This is a genomic window from Streptomyces oryzae, from assembly GCF_017676365.1.
Lineage (GTDB): Bacteria > Actinomycetota > Actinomycetes > Streptomycetales > Streptomycetaceae > Streptomyces > Streptomyces oryzae.
In genome coordinates this window covers 12780-30204 of the sequence record NZ_JADKMA010000029.1, presented here as the reverse complement: position 1 = coordinate 30204, position 17425 = coordinate 12780, and the positions used below count along the sequence as shown (strand labels likewise).

Below are 17425 nucleotides of genomic sequence, written 5' to 3'. Positions count from 1 at the left end.
TCTCCCCAACGGCGGTGCCCGACGGCATCGTTCGCGGTCGCTGCCCGGTGGTTACGACGCTCAGTACCCGCGGCCGGGGTACTGGTGGCCGTCGTAGGGGTCCTCGTACTGGTTCGGCATCGGCCGGGGTGCCGCGGGCCGCGGCGCCACCGGGCGCATGTACTGCGTCGCCTGGTTCTGCACCGGCTGCTGTTGATACTGCTGCACCTGGACCTGCGGCTGCTGCGGCTGCATGGGCGGCTGCTGCTGCGCCGGGCCCCCCGGCCCCGGGTAGCCGTAGCCGCGCGGCGGTGCCTGCTGCGGGATGTGCGGTGCGGGCGTGTGCTGAAGCGGTACGGGGCCGCCCTGGCCGGCTCCGCCACCACCGGGCGGCAGCGCCGCGGGTGCCTGCCGCATCGGCTGCTGCCGCATCGGTGCGGGCGCGGCCTGCTGCGGTGCCGGCTGGGGCATCTGCGGCTGGGGCGCGGCAGGGCCCGGGTAGCCGCCGTAGGACGGCGCGGGGGCGTGCTGCATGGGGGTCGGCTGGGGCATCTGCGGCTGCGGTGCGGCAGGGCCCGAAGGCAGCGCGGGTGGCAGCGCTGCGAGCGCGCTGCCCGTGCCCCCCGTGTCATAGGCCGACGGCACCCGGATGGGAGCGATCTGCGGCGTGCCCCGCTCGGCGACGAGACTGTCGTAGATAGGCGTCTCGGGGTAGGACGTTGCAGCGTAGTAGCCGCCGCTATAAGAGCTGCGGGGGGAGGTCATGCTCATAAGTTAAGCCCAAAATCAGCATCGGCACTAGAGAGGTACAGAAGGAACGCCTGCCCCACCCACATCGGCGCAGGCGGAGCCGGTTTTCACCCCGCCGGGGACAGCCGCGCCAAAGGCGCGTACAGGGGAGCCCGAACAGGGCGAATACCCCCCATGCCGACCACCGTGACGGCTGATCAGGCACAGGGACATGGCTTGTTCCCGCCTGTCCCTTTTGTGGGCGCGCGGGAGGGGAAGCTGACAGAAGCATAAGCCCACCGGCCAGGACTTAGAACGCCCATGCCCTCCCCAGCCGTTCGAGTCCGAGGAGTCGCGGTGCCAGGGGCTTCGGCCGCGGCGGCGCCGTGCAATAGGTTGGAGACGGCACAAAGGGAACCGAGCCCAGGGGGAGTGGCCATGACGATGCGCAAGGGGACGAATGTCCCCGTACCCGCGACGGCGGTGCGGGTCGAACTCGGTTGGTCGGCGGGGCCCCTCGTGCCGGACGTCGACGCCTCGGCGCTGCTCCTCACCGAAGTAGGCAAGGTCCGCTCGGACGCCGACTTCGTCTTCTACAACCAGCCGCAGCACTCCTCCTCCGCCGTACGGCACGAGGGCAAGACCCCGCTCGGCGCCTCGTGCACCGACCAACTCACCGTCGACCTCGACAGCGTCGAACCGGACATCGCACGCATCGTCATCGCCGCCTCGGCCGACGGCGGCACCTTCGGCCAGGTGCCCGGACTGTACGTACGGCTGCTCGACGCCGGTGTCGGCGGCCCGGGCGCGGGCCAGGAGCTCGCCCGCTTCGACCCGGTCGACGCGGCCGGTGAGACCGCGTACCTCCTCGGCGAGCTCTACCGCCGCCAGGGTGTCTGGAAGTTCCGCGCGGTCGGCCAGGGGTACGACAGCGGACTGGCGGGGCTGGCGACCGATTTCGGCATCAGCGTGGACGACCCTGCGCCGAGCACCCCGCCAGGCCCTGCGCCCTCGGTGTCCTCGCCGTCAGTGCCTTCACAGCCGGTGCCCTCACCCTCCGCCCCTTCGCCCTCCGTTGCGACGCCCTCGGCGCCCGGTACCGCCGTGCCACCCGCCGCTCCCGCTGCGCCCGCCCCACCCGTTCGGTTGAGCAAGGTGACGCTCACCAAGGACGCCCCCTCGGTCTCGCTCACCAAGCAGGGCGGCACCTCCGGGGCCATGCGGGTCAACCTCAACTGGACCACCCAGGCGCAGCCGCCGAAGGGCCTGGCGGGGCGGCTCTCCCGCGCCATGGGCGTACTCACCGGGCCCGACCTGGACCTGTGTGCCCTCTACGAACTGACCGACGGGCGCAAGGGCGTCGTCCAGGCGCTCGGCAACTCCTTCGGGGCGCTGGACCGTCCGCCCTACATCCACTTGGACGGTGACGACCGCACCGGCGCCGTCGAGACCGGCGAGAACCTCACCATCAACCTCGACCACGCCGCCGAACTGCGCCGCGTCCTCATCTTCGTCACCATCTACGAGGGCGCGCGGAGTTTCGCCGGGCTTCACGCCACCGTCACCCTGCAGCCGCAGCACGGCGCCCCTGTCGACTTCTCCCTCGACGAGTGCACCGTCCCCTCCACGGTGTGCGCCCTCGCGCTGATCACCAATGTGAACGGGGAACTGATGGTGCGCCGCGAAGCGCGCTATCTCGTACCACGGCGCGGCGTCAGCCCGCAGCGCACCGTCGACGCGGAGTACGGCTGGGGCATGCAGTGGACGCCGGGACGGAAGTGACGGCCCGGCGGGCTCACGAGTAGGTGCGGCCCTTCCACGCCGCGCCCCGGCCCCGGTAGTGCTGCACCGCCGAGTCGACGGTCATCGCCAGATACAGGACCGCAGTGACCGGCAGCAGCGGCGCAAGCCACAGCGGCTGCCGGTAGTAACGCAGCATCGGTACGTACGACAGCGTCATCACCAGCCAGGCGGCGCCGCCCACCGGGGACCCCGCGCAGGCCCGGACCGGCGGCACCACATACACCAGGACGAGCCCCACGACGGTGCCCATCAGCAGGAGCGGGTTGTTGAGCAGTTGCGCGTAGGCGCTGCGCGAGACCATCCGCCACAGCGGGCCCAGCCCGACATACGGGCGCACACTGCTCACCCGTTCCGCCAGCCCCAGCCAGATCCGCCCTCCGGACCGCTTGACCGCACGGCCCAGCGTCACATCGTCGATGACGGCGTCCCGGATGCTGTCCGGCACCCCGGCCCGCACCGCTGCCTCGGTCCGCAGCAGCGCGCAGCCGCCGGCTGCCGCAGCAGTGCGCGCCCCCGAGTTGTTGACCCAGCGGAACGGATACAGCTGCGCGAAGAAGTACACGAAAGCGGGCACGATCAGCCGCTCCCATCCGGTCCGCACCCGCAGCCGCGCCATCTGCGAGACGAGGTCGAGCCGCTGGGCGACCGCGCCGCGCACCAGACGGCGCAGCGAGTCGGGCTCGTGCGCGATGTCCGCGTCCGTCAGCAGCAGGAATTCCGGCTCCTGAGGACCGGAGCGGGCATGTGCGATGCCGTGCCGTAGGGCCCACAGCTTGCCTGTCCAGCCCGGTTCCGGGTCGCCGGGGCTCAGGACCGTCAGCGGCGGCCCGTCCGGGGCGCGCCGCGCCAGCTCCCGGGCCAGCGCGCCGGTGCCGTCGCTGGACCCGTCGTCCACCAGCAGGATCCGCGCGTGCCCCGGATAGTCCTGGGACAGCAGCGTGGGCAGAGTCAGCGGCAGCACCTCGGCCTCGTCACGGGCAGGCACCACGACCGCGACGGACGGCCAGGTCGCAGGCTCCCCATCGCCGGGTGCGGGCGGCATACGCACATCCGTGCGCCAGAACATCCCCTGCCCCAGCAGCAGCCACGCCCATGCGGCCAGCGAGGCGAGCGGGACGGCAGAGGTCCAGGTGAGCGCGCTCATCGTGCGGCAGTCTGCCGTACGCCGCCCGGCACTGACATCCCGCCGCGCCCCGGGCCCGCGGGCCGCGTTCTCCTGAGGGACGTAGCGGCGATCGGACCCCCTCGCTTCACGTGAAGTACAGTTGCTTGGCGTGAAGATCGCGCTGATGGACTCCGGTATCGGCCTGCTGGCCGCAGCTGCTGCGGTACGCCGCGCACGCCCCGACGCCGACCTGGTGCTCTCCTCCGACCCGGACGGCATGCCCTGGGGGCCCCGCGACACGGACGACATCACCCGCCGTGCGCTCCGGATCGCCCGCGCCGCCGCCGCACACCGCCCGGAAGCGCTGATCGTCGCCTGCAACACCGCCTCCGTCCACGCGCTGCCCGCCCTCCGCGCCGAGCTGGAGCCCGGCCTTCCGGTCATCGGCACCGTGCCCGCCGTCAAGCCCGCGGCGGCCGCCGCCGCCCGCACCGGCGGCCGCGTCGCCATCTGGGCCACCCCGGCCACCACCGGCAGCCCCTACCAGCGACGGCTGATCGAGGAGTTCGGCAACGGCACCGACATCACCGGCGTGCCCTGCCACGGGCTCGCCGACGCGATCGAAAGCGGCGACGAAAACCTCATCACCGCCGCCGTCCGGGCCGCCGCCGAGCTCACCCCGCCCGACGTGGAGACCGTCGTCCTCGGCTGCACCCACTACGAGCTGGTCGGCAACCGCATCCGGGAGGCGCTGCGCGGCGACCGTCCCGCCGGGCCCGCGCTGCAGGGCTCGGCCGCAGCGGTCTGCGCCCAGGCGCTGCGCCGCGCGGGCGCCCGGCCCGACCCCGGCGCTGCGCCCACCGGGAACCTCACCGTCCTGCACAGCGGCCGGATGGCCGCCCTTCCGGAGGCCGCCCTCGTCTATGCGGAGGGCCGCCTGCTGGCCACCGCGGGCGCCGAGGCGACTGCCGTAGGCCGCTAGCGCGGGCCCCGCCGGGGGCGGAGCGACCGGCCTCCCGGCGCAGCAGGCGTACTCACGGAACGCATGGGCGGCTTTACGGAGCGTGCTGGATCTCGCATCCGGCAGGCCCGGCCTGCGCGGGCTGCCGAGGCGGGGCACCGGGAGTACTCTGCCGAACATGAGTGACCCTCCCTTCGACGGCGCCCCACTCGCCGAGGGTGGTGCCGGATTCCGCGAAACGACCGACCGCACGACCGCTCGTCCCACACCGCTGGAGGACGTTGCGCCGCCGCCCGGCGCCGAGGTGTGGACGGGCCGGGCGACCAGCCGGCTGCAGTGGGCGCTCGCCGCCGTCGGTGCCGGCTGTGTGGCGCTCGGTATCGACCTCGCGGTGGACGTGACCTGGTCCGGCGGGCTGGTGCCGCTGGTCATGTCCGTCGTCGGCTGCGTCGCGGCCGGCCTGCTCATCCTCTTCGGCACCCTCGCCTTCGTGCACGTCGAGGTGAAGGTCGAGGGCGACACGCTGGAGGTGCGATGCGGCCACGCCGGTGTGCCGCGTCGCCGTATTCACCTGCGGGATGTGGTGGAGGCCGACCACGCGCCCAGCGTCACGCCGCGGCACTGGGGCGGGTGGGGCTACCGATGGCGGCCCGAGAAGGGCACGGCCGTTGTCATCCGCCGCGGCGAAGGGCTCGTTCTGCGGCTGGGGGACGGGCGGCTGTTCACCGTGACGGTGGACGACGCCGAGGCCGCCGTGCGGCACATCCGCTCCCGCCTGCACGCACTGCGGACCTGATCCCGCCTCGTCCGATCGCATACGACCTGATACGGCCTGATACGACTCGTCCGAGCTGGTCAGAGCTCTGGCTCCGCTGACGAACGGTGTCCCGGGGTGGAGCAGGCTCCACCCCGGGACACCAGAAGGCCCGCTCCACCCGGCTCGCCCCGCTGCATAGCGTCCACGTGGCACTCCCGCACACGGAAAGGACGCTCATGCTCGGGCGCCCCCGCACACACCCACCCGCTCGCCCACGTACTCGACTGGCGGCCGCACGCTCCGCTCCAGCGGGCCGCTCCGCTTACCCGGCTCTGGAACTGGACGGTGTCAGCCGCAGCTACGGCAGCCGGCGCGCTCTGGCCGGGGTCGATCTCGTCCTGCCACCGGGCCGCTTCCTGGCCGTCATGGGCCGCTCCGGCTCCGGCAAGTCCACGCTGCTCGCCTGCGCGGCGGGTCTGGACCGGCCCGACGAGGGGAGCGTCACCGTCGGCGGTACGGATCTGGCCGCGCTCGGCGAGCGGGACCGCACCCGGGTGCGCCGGGACCGCATCGGCTTCGTCTTCCAGGACCTGAACCTGCTGCCCGCACTCAGCGCGCGGGAGAACGTGGCGCTGCCGCTGCTGCTGGCCGAGGAACAGAGCAGCGCCCGCGCACTGGACGGTGAACCGCTCGCACCGCTCCGGCGTGCCGACCGGGCGCTGGCCCAGGTCGGGCTGCCGGATCGGGCCGAGGCGTATCCCGGACAGCTCTCCGGTGGCCAGCGGCAGCGCGTCGCCGTGGCCCGGGCGCTGGTGACCGCGCCGGAGGTGATCCTCGCCGACGAACCGACCGGAGCGCTCGACCCGGTCACGGCACAGGAAGTCCTCGGCCTCCTCCGCCGCGCCTCGGCGGCGGGCGGGCCGGCCGTGCTGATGGTCACCCACGACCCCGCGGCTGCCGCCATGGCCGACCGGACCGTCTTCCTCACCGATGGCCGGATCACCGCCACCCTCGAACGCCCCTCCCCGGAGGCCGTACGAGGGGAGCTGGCCCGATGCTGACGCGGACCGGGAGGACGGTGGGGGAGACCGGCGCGGTGGCGGAGGGAGCCGGTCCGGTGCGGAGAGGGAGCGGTGTCCGGCTGCTCGCCCGCCGGGCCGCGCACCAGCACCGTGCTGCTTGGTCCACCACGCTCGCCGCACTTGCCCTGACCTCCCTCCTGCTGGGCACCGCGGCGCTGTCCGTCGCCTCTCTGGCGCTGGGCCACCCCCGGGTCACGGCCCGCGCGGCTGCGCCTGTGGTCGTGGCGGGCAACCAGAGCACCCGGTTCACGGCCAAGCCGTGGGGCAGCGAGCCCGAGACAGTGAACGCAGCCCTCACCGAACGGGTCCGCGTACCGCGTGCTGCCCTCGGGGTGCTCCGCGGGGTGGCGGGCGTCTGGACCGCCATTCCCGACGACGCGTTCACCATCCGCACCGGCGCGGGCGACCGGCCGCTGCCGGGCCGCTCCTGGGAAGCGGCCTCGCTCGCCCCGTACGCGCTGCGCGAGGGCCGGGCACCGCGCTCCCCGGGCGAGGCCGTGGCGGGCGCCGGGCTGCACGCCGCACCGGGGCAGCGGCTGGCGGGGCGGCGGGTCGTGGGCGTCGCGGAAGGGCCGGGCGTGCTCTATGTGACCGCGGCCGAGGCCCGCAGGCTCGCCGGACACCCAGGCTCCGTCGACGCGATCGGCGTACTGGCCGAAACCGGCACCTCGACAGACCAGTTGGCCGGCCGGATCCGTGTGGCACTGGACCGGGCGGGGGTGAAGGACACGAGCGCCGGCTCACGAGCCAAGGGAGACCCGGCCGGTCTGCGGGTGCTCACCGGCGACAGCCGTGGCGCGGCCGAGAACCTGCGTGCGGCTCCCGCCCGTTCGGCGCTGCTGGAACTGCTCGGGTCCATCACCGCGAGCCTGGTGCTGGTGGCGCTGCTGGTGATCTGCTCACTCGCCGCCCAGGCGCTGCACCAGCGCGAGCCCGAACTCCGGCTGCTGCGTACGGTCGGTGCCACGCCGCGCCAACTGCGGGCCGCAGTCGGCCGCGAGGTGTCCGGCAAGGCCGCCCACGCCGCCCTCTGGGGCGCGCTGTCAGCCGTCCCCGCCTTTCTGACGCTGCACGCCGCGCTGCTGGCACACGGTGTCAGGCGCGAGGGACTGGAACTGCCCACTCCCGCCTGGATCTTCCTCCTCCCGCTGGGTACGGCAGCACTCACGGTCGGCGTCGCCCGCCTCGCAGCGCTGCTCGCCTGTGCCCGCGTCGCACGGGAGCGTCCCGCGGGCAGCAGCGGAGGCGGCAGCGCGGGTGGCAGCGGCAAGGGGCGCAAGGTCGCCGGGTTCATTCTGCTGACGGCCGGGGCGAGTTCCGCGGGGACGGCTGCCCTGCAGCGCGGCGAGGCGGCTGCCGCCGCAGCAGGCGCCGCAGCCGTCACCCTGGTCATCGGCTGTGCGCTGCTCAGCCCCTGGATCGCCGCCACAGCCGTACGCCTGCTGCGGACGCCGCTGCGGAAGCTGGGCGGCGCCGGGGGCCGGCTGGCCGAGACGTACGGCACCGCAGACTCCCGCCGACTGGGCGCGGCGCTCACCCCGGTTGTCCTGGTCACCGCGTTCGCGGGCGTACAGCTCTCCGCCGCCGCCACAGCCGACGAACAGACGGGACGTCAGGCGGCCCGGGCCCTGCGCGCCGACCTGGCCGTCACCGCGCCGGGCGGACTGCCCGCAGCCGCATTGCACCGGCTACGCGAAACCGACGGGGTCGCAGCGGCGACCGGACTGGCACACAGCACGGTCGTCCTCGCCCGCAAGGAGACCGGCGAGCCCCGGCTCGAACGGCTGGCAGCCCTCGGGGTCACCCGGCACGGCGTGCTGGCCACGCTCGATCCCGGCGTCCGGGAGGGCGGTCTGGCCGCCCTGCGCCCCGGCAGCGTCGCCGTCGGCGCCGACCGCGCCCGCAGCCAGGGCCTGCACCCCGGTTCGACCGTACGGATCCGCTTCGGCGACGGGGCCGAACGGGCACTGCGGGTCGTCGCCGTCTACGAACGCTCCCTCGCACTGGGCGATTTCCTCCTCTCCCGCACCGAACTGCTCCGGCACACCGCGGACACCCGCCTCACCCGCGTACTGCTCGCCACCGCACCCGGCGCCGACCCGGCGCGGACCCGGGCAGCGGTCCAGCGGCTCCTGGACGCGACGGCTCCGGGAGCGCGTGTCGCAGCCGCCGGTCCGCCGACGCCGCCGCGGACGGAGGGCGAGGACGCCGCGCGGTTGCTCTCCGGCATCGCGGTCACCGCCATCGGAGCGCTCGCCGCACTCACGGTGGTCAGCACCCTCCGCCTCGTCCGGGCCGGCCGGCAGCGGGAGTTGGCGCTGCTGCGTGTGCTGGGCGCCGTGCGCGGGCAGCTGCGGCGGATGCAGGCGGCGGAGGCCACCGTGCTCGCCTTCGCCGGCCTCGCCTGCGGAGCAGGCGCCGCAGCCCTGCCGCTGACCGCACTGAGCTTCGCACTCGCCCGCTCCTTGCCCACACTCCCGCTGCCACAGGCCGCCGCCGTCATCGCCCTCGCAGCAGCCACCGTCACGGCCGGCGTGCTGTGGCCGGTCCGGGACCGGGCCCAGGGGAGGTAGCTGCGCGCGGGGAGCTGTGCGAGCAACCACAACTCACCCGCAGCCACACTGCGCACAGAGGCACCCCGCTACCGGTACATCCGCGGGTCCCGGTGCCACTCAGCGTTTGAGGTAGGCCAGCACCGCGAGGACCCTGCGATGTCCGCTGTCGCTGGGTGGCAGACCCAGCTTCGCGAAGACGTTCCCGATGTGCTTGTGCACTGAACGCTCCGTGATGACCAGGGCTTTGGCGATGGTGGCGTTGTCGCGGCCCTCTGCCATCAGACGCAGCACCTCCTGCTCGCGCGGGGTCAGGGAGTCCAGCGGTCCCTTCCCGCGGCTCCGCGACATCAGCTCCGTCACCACCTCCGGGTCCAGCGCTGTGCCTCCCGCAGCGACCCGCTCCAGTGCTTCCAGGAACTCGTCCACCCGGCCGACCCGGTCCTTGAGCAGATAGCCCACCCCGTGCGCCCCGCCACCGAGCAGCTCTGCCGCGTACGTCTCCTCGACATACTGCGACAGCACCAGCACGGGCAGCGCGGGGAGCTTCCTGCGGGCGTCCAGCGCGGCGCGCAGCCCCTCGTCGCGGAAGCCGGGCGGCAGCCGCACGTCGAGAACGGCGACGTCGGGGCGCTGCTCCAGCAGCAGCGGCAGCACCTCGGGCCCGGTGGCGGCGACCCCCGCAACTTCATGCCCCGCAGACCCGAGCAGCAGCACCAGCCCCTCCCGCAGCAGGGCATTGTCCTCCGCGATCACCACGCGCACGGCAGCACCACTTCCACCACGGTCGGTCCCCCTGAAGGGCTCGTCAGACAGACGCTGCCGTCCAGCGCCGCCACTCTGCGCCGGACACCGAGCAGCCCCGTGCCCGAGCCCTCGTCGGCGCCGCCGCGCCCCTCGTCCCGCACCCGCACCCGCAACATCCCGTCCTCACGCCATAGTTCCACGGTGGCGCGGTCGGCGCCGCTGTGCTTGGCAGCGTTCGTCAGGCCCTCGGCGACGACGAAATACGCCGCTGCCTCCACGGCGGCCGGCGCGCGCCCACCGTCCTCGGGCCCGTCCGCCAGCCCCTGGACGGCGACCGACACCTCCAGCCCGCTTCCCGCAGCCAGCGCCCGGACCGCGCCCACCAGTCCGCGGTCCGTGAGCACAGGCGGGTGGATGCCGCGCACCACGTGCCGCAGCTCGGCCAGCGCCTCCTCGGCCTGGTCCTGCGCGGCGTCGAGCAGTGTGCGGGCGGCGGCCGGTTGCTGGTCGTAGGCGCGGCGGGCCAGGCCAAGCCGCATCGACAGCGCCACCAGATGCGCCTGTGCGCCGTCGTGCAGATCCCGCTCGATGCGCCGCAGCTCCGCGCCGTGTGCCGCGACGGCACCCGCGCGGGTTGCCGCGAGCTGGTCGATCCGCTCGGACAGCCGTGCGCTGGGGGAGGGGAGCAGCAACTGCCGGGATATTCGGGCCTCCAGCGTGGCGAGCTCCGAGAGCCGCGGCAGCAGGACGGCCGGACGGCGCGCGAGCCCGCACCATACGCCGTCGACCAGCAGCCCCAGGGGCCACAGCACCATCGCCGCGTAACAGAGCACGAGCCCGTACAGCAGCTGTGCGGCCAGCCAGCGCAGGTCCCGATAGGTGCCAGGGTCCGAGCCCGCCGCCCGGACGCGCTCCAGCAACGAGCCCTGGTCCAGCGGGAGATACCTCTCGGGAACGGGCGTGCCGAGCCAGGCGGCGACCCTGCGCCGCTCGAAGCCCGCCAGCCCGCGCAGCACCCGCACGGTCTCGGGCAGCATGCCGGCGCCGATGACGCATGCGGTCGCCGTGGCGGCGAGCAGCGTCAGGCCGATCATCAGATAGCAGACGACGCTGAGCCCGGCCCCCGTCACCAGGTGGAACGAGGCCCGGACCGCGCTCCGCAACACCTCTCGCACCGTGACCCGCCGCATGACGATCAGCGTATGCGCGCCCGGGCCCCTGGCGCGGTAGAGCTGGCTACACCTTCGATTCGGGAGCTGGTGCCATGGGATCGGGACAGTGGGACGGGGAGAGTTGAAGACGGTCAACGCACAGCCACCTTCGGCTGTGTGCTCGTTCAACGGAGGAGTCCTGTGAAGACCCTGCTCTGGCTCGTGCTCGCCGCCTGTGTCGTCGCCAACGTCTTTCTCAGCCTTGCCGGCCCCGGCGGCGCCACCGGGATAGTCCTGAGTGTGCTGACCGGCCTGGGCGTGCTGGCCTGCGGCGCCGGTCTGTGGTTGCTACGGGACCGGCGCGTGGTCTGACCTGCCGGTACGTCGCGCGGGCCGGTTCGCCGGGGACGTAGGCTCGGGGCATGGCGACTCCCGACTTCATCCGCGAACTGCGGCGCTCCGCAGGACACCAACTGCTCTACCTGCCCGGCGTCAGCATGGTCGTCTTCGACGACCAGGGCCGGGTGCTCCTCGGCCGGCGCGCCGATACGGGCCAGTGGTCGCTGATCGGCGGCATCCCGGAGCCCGGTGAGCAGCCTGCGGACTGCGCGGTGCGCGAGGTCTTCGAGGAGACCAATGTGCGGTGCGTGCCGGAGCGGGTCGTCCTCGTCTACGGCTTGGACAAGCCCGTCACCTACCCCAACGGTGACATCTGCCAGTTCATGGACATCACCTTCCGCTGCCGCGCCACCGCGGAGGCGGCAAGCGTGGCGCGAGTCAACGATGAGGAGTCCCTGGATGTCGGCTGGTTCGGTCTGGACGAGCTCCCGACGATGAAGGAGTACGCGTACTTCCGCATCAAGCAGGCCGCCCAGGAGGGCCCCGCCTGGTTCGCCGCGTCCCCGCACGTGGCCGACTGACGGAGCGGACTGGTCCGACGGGGTGACCCCGGCTCCTCGTGCCGAGCCTGCCCACGTCGGGTTGCCGAGCCTGCCCACGTCGGCTGCTGGAGTCAGAGCGGGCTGGGGGTGGCCGGTGAGGTGACGTGGACGGTGGCGGGCAGTGTGCGCAGCCCGCGCAGCGTCGCGGTGCGTTCGTACTCGGCGGGCCCCGCGGGCTCGAATGCGATCCCCGCCGTGTGCAGTGCGGAGAGCACCGTGCGCAGTTGCAGGGTGGCGAGTCCCGCGCCCAGGCAGGCGTGTGCACCGCGGCCGAAGGCCAGATGGATCCCCTTGCGCCGGGTCAGGTCGACGGTGTCGGGGTCGGCGAAGACCTCGGGGTCGCGGTCGGCGGCCCCCAGCATCAGGACGACCTCTTCACCGCGCCGTACCCGCTGCCCCGCGACTTCGCTGTCCGCGACGCAGACCCGGGCAGCGGCCTGCACCGGCCCGTCGAGCCGCAGCAGCTCGTCGACCAGCGCATCCAGCCGGTCCTCGGCCGCCGCGCGGCCGAGCAGCGCGGGCTCGGCCACCAACCGGGCGAGCGCGTTGCCCAGCAGCCGGCTGACCGACTCGTACCCCGCGTGGAACACGCTGCGCAGCGAGTTGGCCAGCACTGCATGGGAGACGTCCCGAGCCTGGGCGTGTGCGGAGCGCACGGCGCCGATGAACCCTCCCTCGTCGGCGACCTCCAGCCACTCGCTCACCAGCCGGCTGAGCTCGGCCTTCGCCTTGATGCCCGGTTCCGCGCGTGAGGGGTCGAGACCGGCGTCCATGCTGCGGACGATCGCGTTGGACAGCTCCTCCAGCCAGGGGCCGTCGGGTGCGGTGACACCGAGGAAGCCGCACATCGTGTGCAGGGCGTGGGGGCGGGCGAACTCGCTGATGAGATCGACGCAGCGGCCGGCGTCCCGCAGTTCTGCCGCACGTTCCGCCGCGAGCCGGGCCGCGGTGTCCTGCACAGCCGTGTGGGAGCGGGCGTGCAGTGCGGAGACGAGGAGGCGGCGGATGGCTCCGTGCGCGGGCGGGTCGAGGGTCTGCACGCTCAGCTGGGCGTCCGGGATCTCCTCTCCCATTCTGCGGAAGTCGGAGCCGAACGCGCCGGTGTCACCGAGGATCTGACGGCACTCGTCGTAGCCGGTGAGCACCCAGGCGCCCAGCTGCGTATGCCGGTAGACCCTGCGGTGCTCGCGCAGCCGTCGGTAGACGGCGTAGGGGGCGGCGATGACGTCGGGAGCCAGGGGGTCGTAGAGGGGGTCCCGTGGAGGGTGTTCCGCCGTTCCCGTCATGGCCAGCCTCTCTCGGGTCCGGGTGGTGTGGGGAAGTCCAGGTTGGGGGTGGGGGCCGTCGGCGGCCACGCGAGGTTCGCGCGGCCGCGACGACGCCGAGAACTCATCAGTAGAAGTAACGCATGGGGCTCGCTCCCTTCTGCGTGGATTCTGGGGTCTGCCGTCACCCGAAGCGGACGGCGGCCTTTTCCTTACTGCCGACACGGAATCCGGCTGTAAAAAGGGAAATCAGGCCAGTGCTCCGGTGCCGGGCCGGGACATGAACATACCTGGCATTCAGAGCCGCGAGCGCCAACGATGGCATGGATGCGAAAGGAATCCGTACGTCCCGCCTTCCCTGTGGGGTCGTCGCGACCGGATGGGGCCGTGGTCACCCTCCGACAACCGGTACGTTCGGCGCAAGGGGGTGGCGCATTGAGGACACCTAGTTTTCCACGCAGGGAAAAGTAGGTGTCGCATTGTCGGCTGAATCTGGGATTCCGTAAGAAGTGGTGAATGCGAGTGACCGAGGCGGGGCATCCGAAACGACGGTGATCGGATTAGTCACAGTGGTTGAGCTGTGAAGATCTCCGAAATCTACCCGGGTTCAAAGGTGTGTATCTATGACGAGATCCGTGGCGTGCCGTCCAGGGCAACACCGTCCGCACACCGGGCGGAACGGGCTGCCCAGCGCCGGAAGTGCCTGGTGAGTGCGGCGAGAGGGTTCGCGTTACTGGCGGCGATGACGGCCCTGGAGCGGGAGGAGCCGGGGACTCCGCATCGGCTGAGCGTGATAGCCCGGCGTGCCGGACTGAGCGCGTCCAACGCGAACAAACTCCTCGCCCAGGCCGCGGAGCACGGGCTGGTCGACCGCACCGGATACGGGCAGTACGCGCTGGCCGGTGCGGCGGCCCGCGCCACGGCCGAAGCGGCTCGGCGCGCCGGTGCCCGGATTCCACCCCCGGCCCCGCGATCCGGCGGCGCACCGTGGCGCCCGCCGCCCACCACAGCGCCGACGGCTCCGGGCCGCGAACGGCGCGTGAATCAGCGCACCGACCGGCGAGCGGACCGGCGTTCCAACCGGCGTGCGGATCAGCGTGCGGACCGGCGTTCGGACGAACGCGCCGACCCGAGTGCGGACCAGCGCGCCGACCGGCGTGCGGACCAGCACTCCGACCGGCGCGCGGACCGGCGTGCGGACCAGCTCTCCGGTCCACGTGCGGATGGCCGCCCCGACCGACGAGCGGAGCGGTGTCCGGACGGGTGCTCCGAGTGGCGTTCCGATTCCGATCGGCGCGGGGACAAGTCCACCGACAAACGCTCCGGGCGGAGCGGTGAGCAGGGCGTCGCCCTCGGACCCCAGCAGCACGGGCCCGGGGACGCAGCGGGCGAGGGCGTCGGCGCCGGCCCCGGGCGCCGCCGCCTCACCGCTGTTCAGAGCTTGCGGTAGGTGTACGCCTCCTCGGCCGCCGCGGCCACCGTATCCAGGTCGCCCCCGCCCGCAGCGGTCACGACGGCGGCGACCGCGCCCTCGATCAGCGGGGCGTCCACCAGCCGTGCGGGCTCGGGCAGTTCGTCTCCCTCTGCAAGCAGGGTCTTGACCGTCAGCACCGCGCTGCCCAGATCGGCCAGCAGGGCGACGCCTGCCCCCTCGTCCATCCGGCGCGCGGCCTCGACGATCAGCTCCTCGCTGGTGCCCAGGCTCCCGTCGGGCAGTCCGCCGGCGCCGGCGACCAGCGCGTCAGGCACCCCGGCGAGCCCGGCTGCCAACCGGGCCGTCGAGTCGGCCACTTCCTTGCTGTGCGAGACAAGAACGATCCCGACCCGCTTACCGCCGTGCGCCTCGACCACGGTCACTCACTCCCACCGCTGCCGCCCTGTGCGGACCCGGTCCCGTCCGCGTCCCCTTCAGGTTCCACCGCGGTGTCCGCTTCCGCCAGCGCGGCCACCAGCAGTGCCGCCGAGGTCGCGCCCGGGTCCTGGTGGCCGATGCTGCGCTCGCCCAGATAGCTGGCCCGGCCCTTGCGCGCCTGGAGCGGCACCGTCTCCTCGGCGCCCTGCTCGGCCGCCGTACGTGCTGCCTCGAAATCCTTCCCGCCGCTGTCCGCCAGTGCCTCGACGGCCGGGAACAGCGCGTCGAGCATCGTCTTGTCGCCCGCGACGGCGCCGCCCAGCTGCGCCACCGCGTCGATCCCCGTACGCAGTGCGCCTGCCAGCTCCTCCCGGCTGACCCGTTCCGCGCTGCCGAGTGCCTTGCCGGCGCGGCGCAGCAGCGTGCCGTAGAGCGGTCCGGACGCCCCGCCCACCGTCGAGACCAGCTTTCTCCCCGCCGTCATGAGCACAGCACCAGGTGTCGCGGGGACCTCCTCGCCCAGTTCCTCCCGCACCGCTTCGAAACCGCGGCGCATGTTGCCGCCGTGATCCGAGTCGCCGATCGCCGAGTCGAGCTCGGTCAGCCTGTCGGCCTCGCGGGCAACGGCGTCCGCCGCGGCCGTCATCCAGCGTGCGAAGAAGGCGGCGTCCAGCTCGGGTGTGCCTTCGCTGCCGTCGCCACCGTCACCGGACCCGCCGGCGCCGTTCGTCACCTTGCCGCTCACTCTTGCTCCTTCGCCGCTGTCCCGATCGTTGGTGCTGCTTGCTGCTGCAGCAGGACTGCCGTACTGCTGTAACGCCGTGCTGCTCGCTGTCTGTAACGCCGTACTGCCCGCTGTGGTGCCGAGCCCTCGCCCGGCGTGGCGGGTCGCCGCCGGGCGTCGGGCGCTCAGACGCCCCACCGCAGTCCGGGGGTGCGCACGGGTGCGTCCCACAGGCGCAGCAGCTCCTCGTCGGCCCGGCACAGTGTGACGGAGGCGCCCGCCATGTCCAGCGAGGTCACGTAGTTGCCGACGAGGGTACGGGCGACCGGGATCCGCCGCTCGGCCAGGACCCGGTGCACCTCGCCGCAGAACCCGTACAGCTCCAGCAACGGCGTCGCCCCCATGCCGTTGACCAGCGCCAGCACCGGTTCCTCCGGCTGCAGGTCCTCCAGTACGGCGTCAACGGCGAAGTCCGCGATCTCACCCGCCGTCATCATCGCCCGCCGCTCGCGGCCCGGCTCCCCGTGGATGCCGACGCCCAACTCCAGCTCCCCGGGCGGCAGCTCGAACATCGGTCCGCCCTTGGCAGGTGTACTGCACGGGCTCAGCGCCACCCCGAAGCTGCGCGACGAGCCGGCCACCTGCCGCGCGACAGCCTCCACCTGCTCCAGCGGTGCTCCCTCGGCGGCGAGCGCACCCGCGATCTTCTCCACGAACAGGGTGGCGCCCGTGCCGCGGCGCCCGGCAGTGTGCGTGCTGTCGGTGACGGCCACGTCGTCCTCGACCAGCACCTTGCCGATCCGCACCCCCTCGTCCTCGGCCAGTTCGGCCGCCATGTCGAAGTTGAGTACGTCGCCTGTGTAGTTCTTGACGATGAACAGCACGCCTTCGCCGCTGTCCACGGCCGCGGCCGCGGCGACCATCTGGTCGGGCACGGGAGAGGTGAAGATCTCGCCCGGACAGGCGGCGTCCAGCATGCCGGGCCCCACGAACCCGCCGTGCAGCGGCTCGTGTCCGGAGCCACCGCCCGAGACCAGTGCCACCTTCCCGTCCACGGGCGCGTCCCGCCGCATCACCACCCGCCGGTCCACGTCCACCGTCAGCTCCGGATGGGCCGCCGCCATCCCGCGCAGCGCATCCGGTACCACCGATTCGGGAACGTTGATCAGCATTCTCATGTGTACCTCCTGGTGAGGGGAGCAGCTGCCGCTGTGAGGAGCGTCTTTGCAGGTCACAACAGTTCCTGACGGCGATTCAGTCGAACTTCTGAGCGTCATCGTCCGTCTCGGACAGTCTCTCGCGTAGGGCGTTGGCCGTCACGCATCTGATACGCACGTGACTTCTCGGGACTGTGTTGCATCCGGGGAACCAGGGGATCGCTGAGCCCGGCCGACGCCTCTCGGAGGAGTGTGCGCTGACCGGGTGGCGTCCATTTGACTGCCAGCGCCTGGCATCTCCCGGGCTCTGGCCCCCTGAATCCAGCCCTGAGCTGAGCGGCGGCCGCGTCGGCGGGGAACAGAGCCGGGTGTTGGCAGAGGTGGGGATCCAGGCGAGGGTGCCGCAGCGACCTGCTGGAGACAGCGGTGTCCTGGACGTGCTCGCGCTGTGCCATCCGCCGGGCGCACGGACGCGTCCGATCCCGCCGGCGGCCTCGCGCTGCACGACTTGCAGCATGGCACCAGTGTCACCGGCGACATCCCGGGAGTGGATCGCCGCCCAGGAGGAGTGGCCCTGAACCGCTCTCGGAAACCGCCACCCACACCACCTGAAACAAGCC

The 17425-nt window shown here is 72.9% G+C and carries 16 protein-coding genes; 8 read left to right on the top strand and 8 right to left on the bottom strand.

What is annotated here, in order from left to right; genetic code table 11:
* Positions 1-60 precede the first annotated feature (60 nt).
* Positions 61-744: a DUF6643 family protein gene (locus ITI46_RS08565; protein WP_209238824.1), complete on the bottom strand. Its 684-nt coding sequence runs from the start codon at positions 742-744 to the stop codon at positions 61-63.
* A 402-nt stretch (positions 745-1146) separates the two neighbouring features.
* On the opposite strand from ITI46_RS08565, the gene ITI46_RS08560 reads away from it, so the two are divergent.
* Positions 1147-2490: a TerD family protein gene (locus tag ITI46_RS08560; RefSeq protein ID WP_209238823.1), complete on the top strand. Its 1344-nt coding sequence runs from the start codon at positions 1147-1149 to the stop codon at positions 2488-2490.
* A gap of 13 nt (positions 2491-2503) precedes the next feature.
* Here ITI46_RS08560 and ITI46_RS08555 read toward each other — a convergent pair whose 3' ends face one another.
* Entirely contained in the window at positions 2504-3655 is a 1152-nt protein-coding gene (locus ITI46_RS08555; RefSeq protein ID WP_209238822.1) for a glycosyltransferase, read from the bottom strand.
* Between the two features lie 130 nt (positions 3656-3785).
* Here ITI46_RS08555 and ITI46_RS08550 point away from each other — a divergent pair, with 130 nt between their 5' ends.
* The 4 genes from ITI46_RS08550 (at position 3786) to ITI46_RS08535 (ending at position 8989) form a co-directional block, all read left to right on the top strand.
* Positions 3786-4598, top strand: a complete 813-nt coding sequence (locus ITI46_RS08550; RefSeq protein ID WP_209238821.1) for a glutamate racemase — start codon at positions 3786-3788, stop codon at positions 4596-4598.
* A gap of 157 nt (positions 4599-4755) precedes the next feature.
* Complete coding sequence (locus ITI46_RS08545) at positions 4756-5373, top strand: hypothetical protein (RefSeq protein WP_247745668.1); 618 nt, start codon at positions 4756-4758, stop codon at positions 5371-5373.
* Positions 5374-5570: 197 nt separating this feature from the next.
* Positions 5571-6395, top strand: a complete 825-nt coding sequence (locus ITI46_RS08540) for an ABC transporter ATP-binding protein (RefSeq protein ID WP_209238820.1) — start codon at positions 5571-5573, stop codon at positions 6393-6395.
* Entirely contained in the window at positions 6389-8989 is a 2601-nt protein-coding gene (locus ITI46_RS08535; RefSeq protein ID WP_247745667.1) for an FtsX-like permease family protein, read from the top strand. Before ITI46_RS08540 ends, ITI46_RS08535 begins: the two co-directional genes overlap by 7 nt.
* A 99-nt stretch (positions 8990-9088) precedes the next feature.
* Here the strand turns inward: ITI46_RS08535 and ITI46_RS08530 are convergent, their stop codons facing one another.
* Both ITI46_RS08530 and ITI46_RS08525 read right to left on the bottom strand, forming a co-directional pair.
* Positions 9089-9733, bottom strand: coding sequence for a LuxR C-terminal-related transcriptional regulator (locus ITI46_RS08530; protein ID WP_209238819.1), 645 nt, complete (start codon positions 9731-9733; stop codon positions 9089-9091).
* Positions 9721-10905, bottom strand: a complete 1185-nt coding sequence (locus ITI46_RS08525) for a sensor histidine kinase (protein WP_247745666.1) — start codon at positions 10903-10905, stop codon at positions 9721-9723. Before ITI46_RS08525 ends, ITI46_RS08530 begins: the two co-directional genes overlap by 13 nt.
* 162 nt (positions 10906-11067) lie before the next feature.
* On the opposite strand from ITI46_RS08525, the gene ITI46_RS08520 reads away from it, so the two are divergent.
* Positions 11068-11238, top strand: coding sequence for a hypothetical protein (locus ITI46_RS08520; RefSeq protein ID WP_209238818.1), 171 nt, complete (start codon positions 11068-11070; stop codon positions 11236-11238).
* 50 nt (positions 11239-11288) lie between these two features.
* Positions 11289-11786: an NUDIX hydrolase gene (locus tag ITI46_RS08515; RefSeq protein WP_209238817.1), complete on the top strand. Its 498-nt coding sequence runs from the start codon at positions 11289-11291 to the stop codon at positions 11784-11786.
* Positions 11787-11878: 92 nt separating this feature from the next.
* Here ITI46_RS08515 and ITI46_RS08510 read toward each other — a convergent pair whose 3' ends face one another.
* Positions 11879-13093, bottom strand: coding sequence for a cytochrome P450 (locus ITI46_RS08510; RefSeq protein WP_209238816.1), 1215 nt, complete (start codon positions 13091-13093; stop codon positions 11879-11881).
* A 685-nt stretch (positions 13094-13778) separates the two neighbouring features.
* Here ITI46_RS08510 and ITI46_RS08505 point away from each other — a divergent pair.
* Positions 13779-14522, top strand: a complete 744-nt coding sequence (locus ITI46_RS08505; RefSeq protein ID WP_209238815.1) for a helix-turn-helix domain-containing protein — start codon at positions 13779-13781, stop codon at positions 14520-14522.
* Here ITI46_RS08505 and ITI46_RS08500 read toward each other — a convergent pair.
* The 3 genes from ITI46_RS08500 to dhaK form a co-directional block, all read right to left on the bottom strand.
* On the bottom strand, positions 14507-14929 hold the full coding sequence (locus ITI46_RS08500; protein ID WP_372451872.1) for a PTS-dependent dihydroxyacetone kinase phosphotransferase subunit DhaM: 423 nt from the start codon (positions 14927-14929) through the stop codon (positions 14507-14509). The genes ITI46_RS08505 and ITI46_RS08500 overlap by 16 nt on opposite strands.
* A complete protein-coding gene (gene dhaL / locus ITI46_RS08495; RefSeq protein ID WP_209238839.1) occupies positions 14926-15570 on the bottom strand; it encodes a dihydroxyacetone kinase subunit DhaL in 645 nt (214 codons plus the stop codon). The genes ITI46_RS08500 and dhaL overlap by 4 nt, the downstream gene beginning before the upstream one ends.
* Before the next feature lie 263 nt (positions 15571-15833).
* Positions 15834-16826 carry a dihydroxyacetone kinase subunit DhaK gene (dhaK, locus tag ITI46_RS08490; protein WP_209238814.1) on the bottom strand — a complete coding sequence of 331 codons (993 nt, stop codon included), beginning with the start codon at positions 16824-16826 and terminating at the stop codon, positions 15834-15836.
* Between the last annotated feature and the right edge of the window lie 599 nt (positions 16827-17425).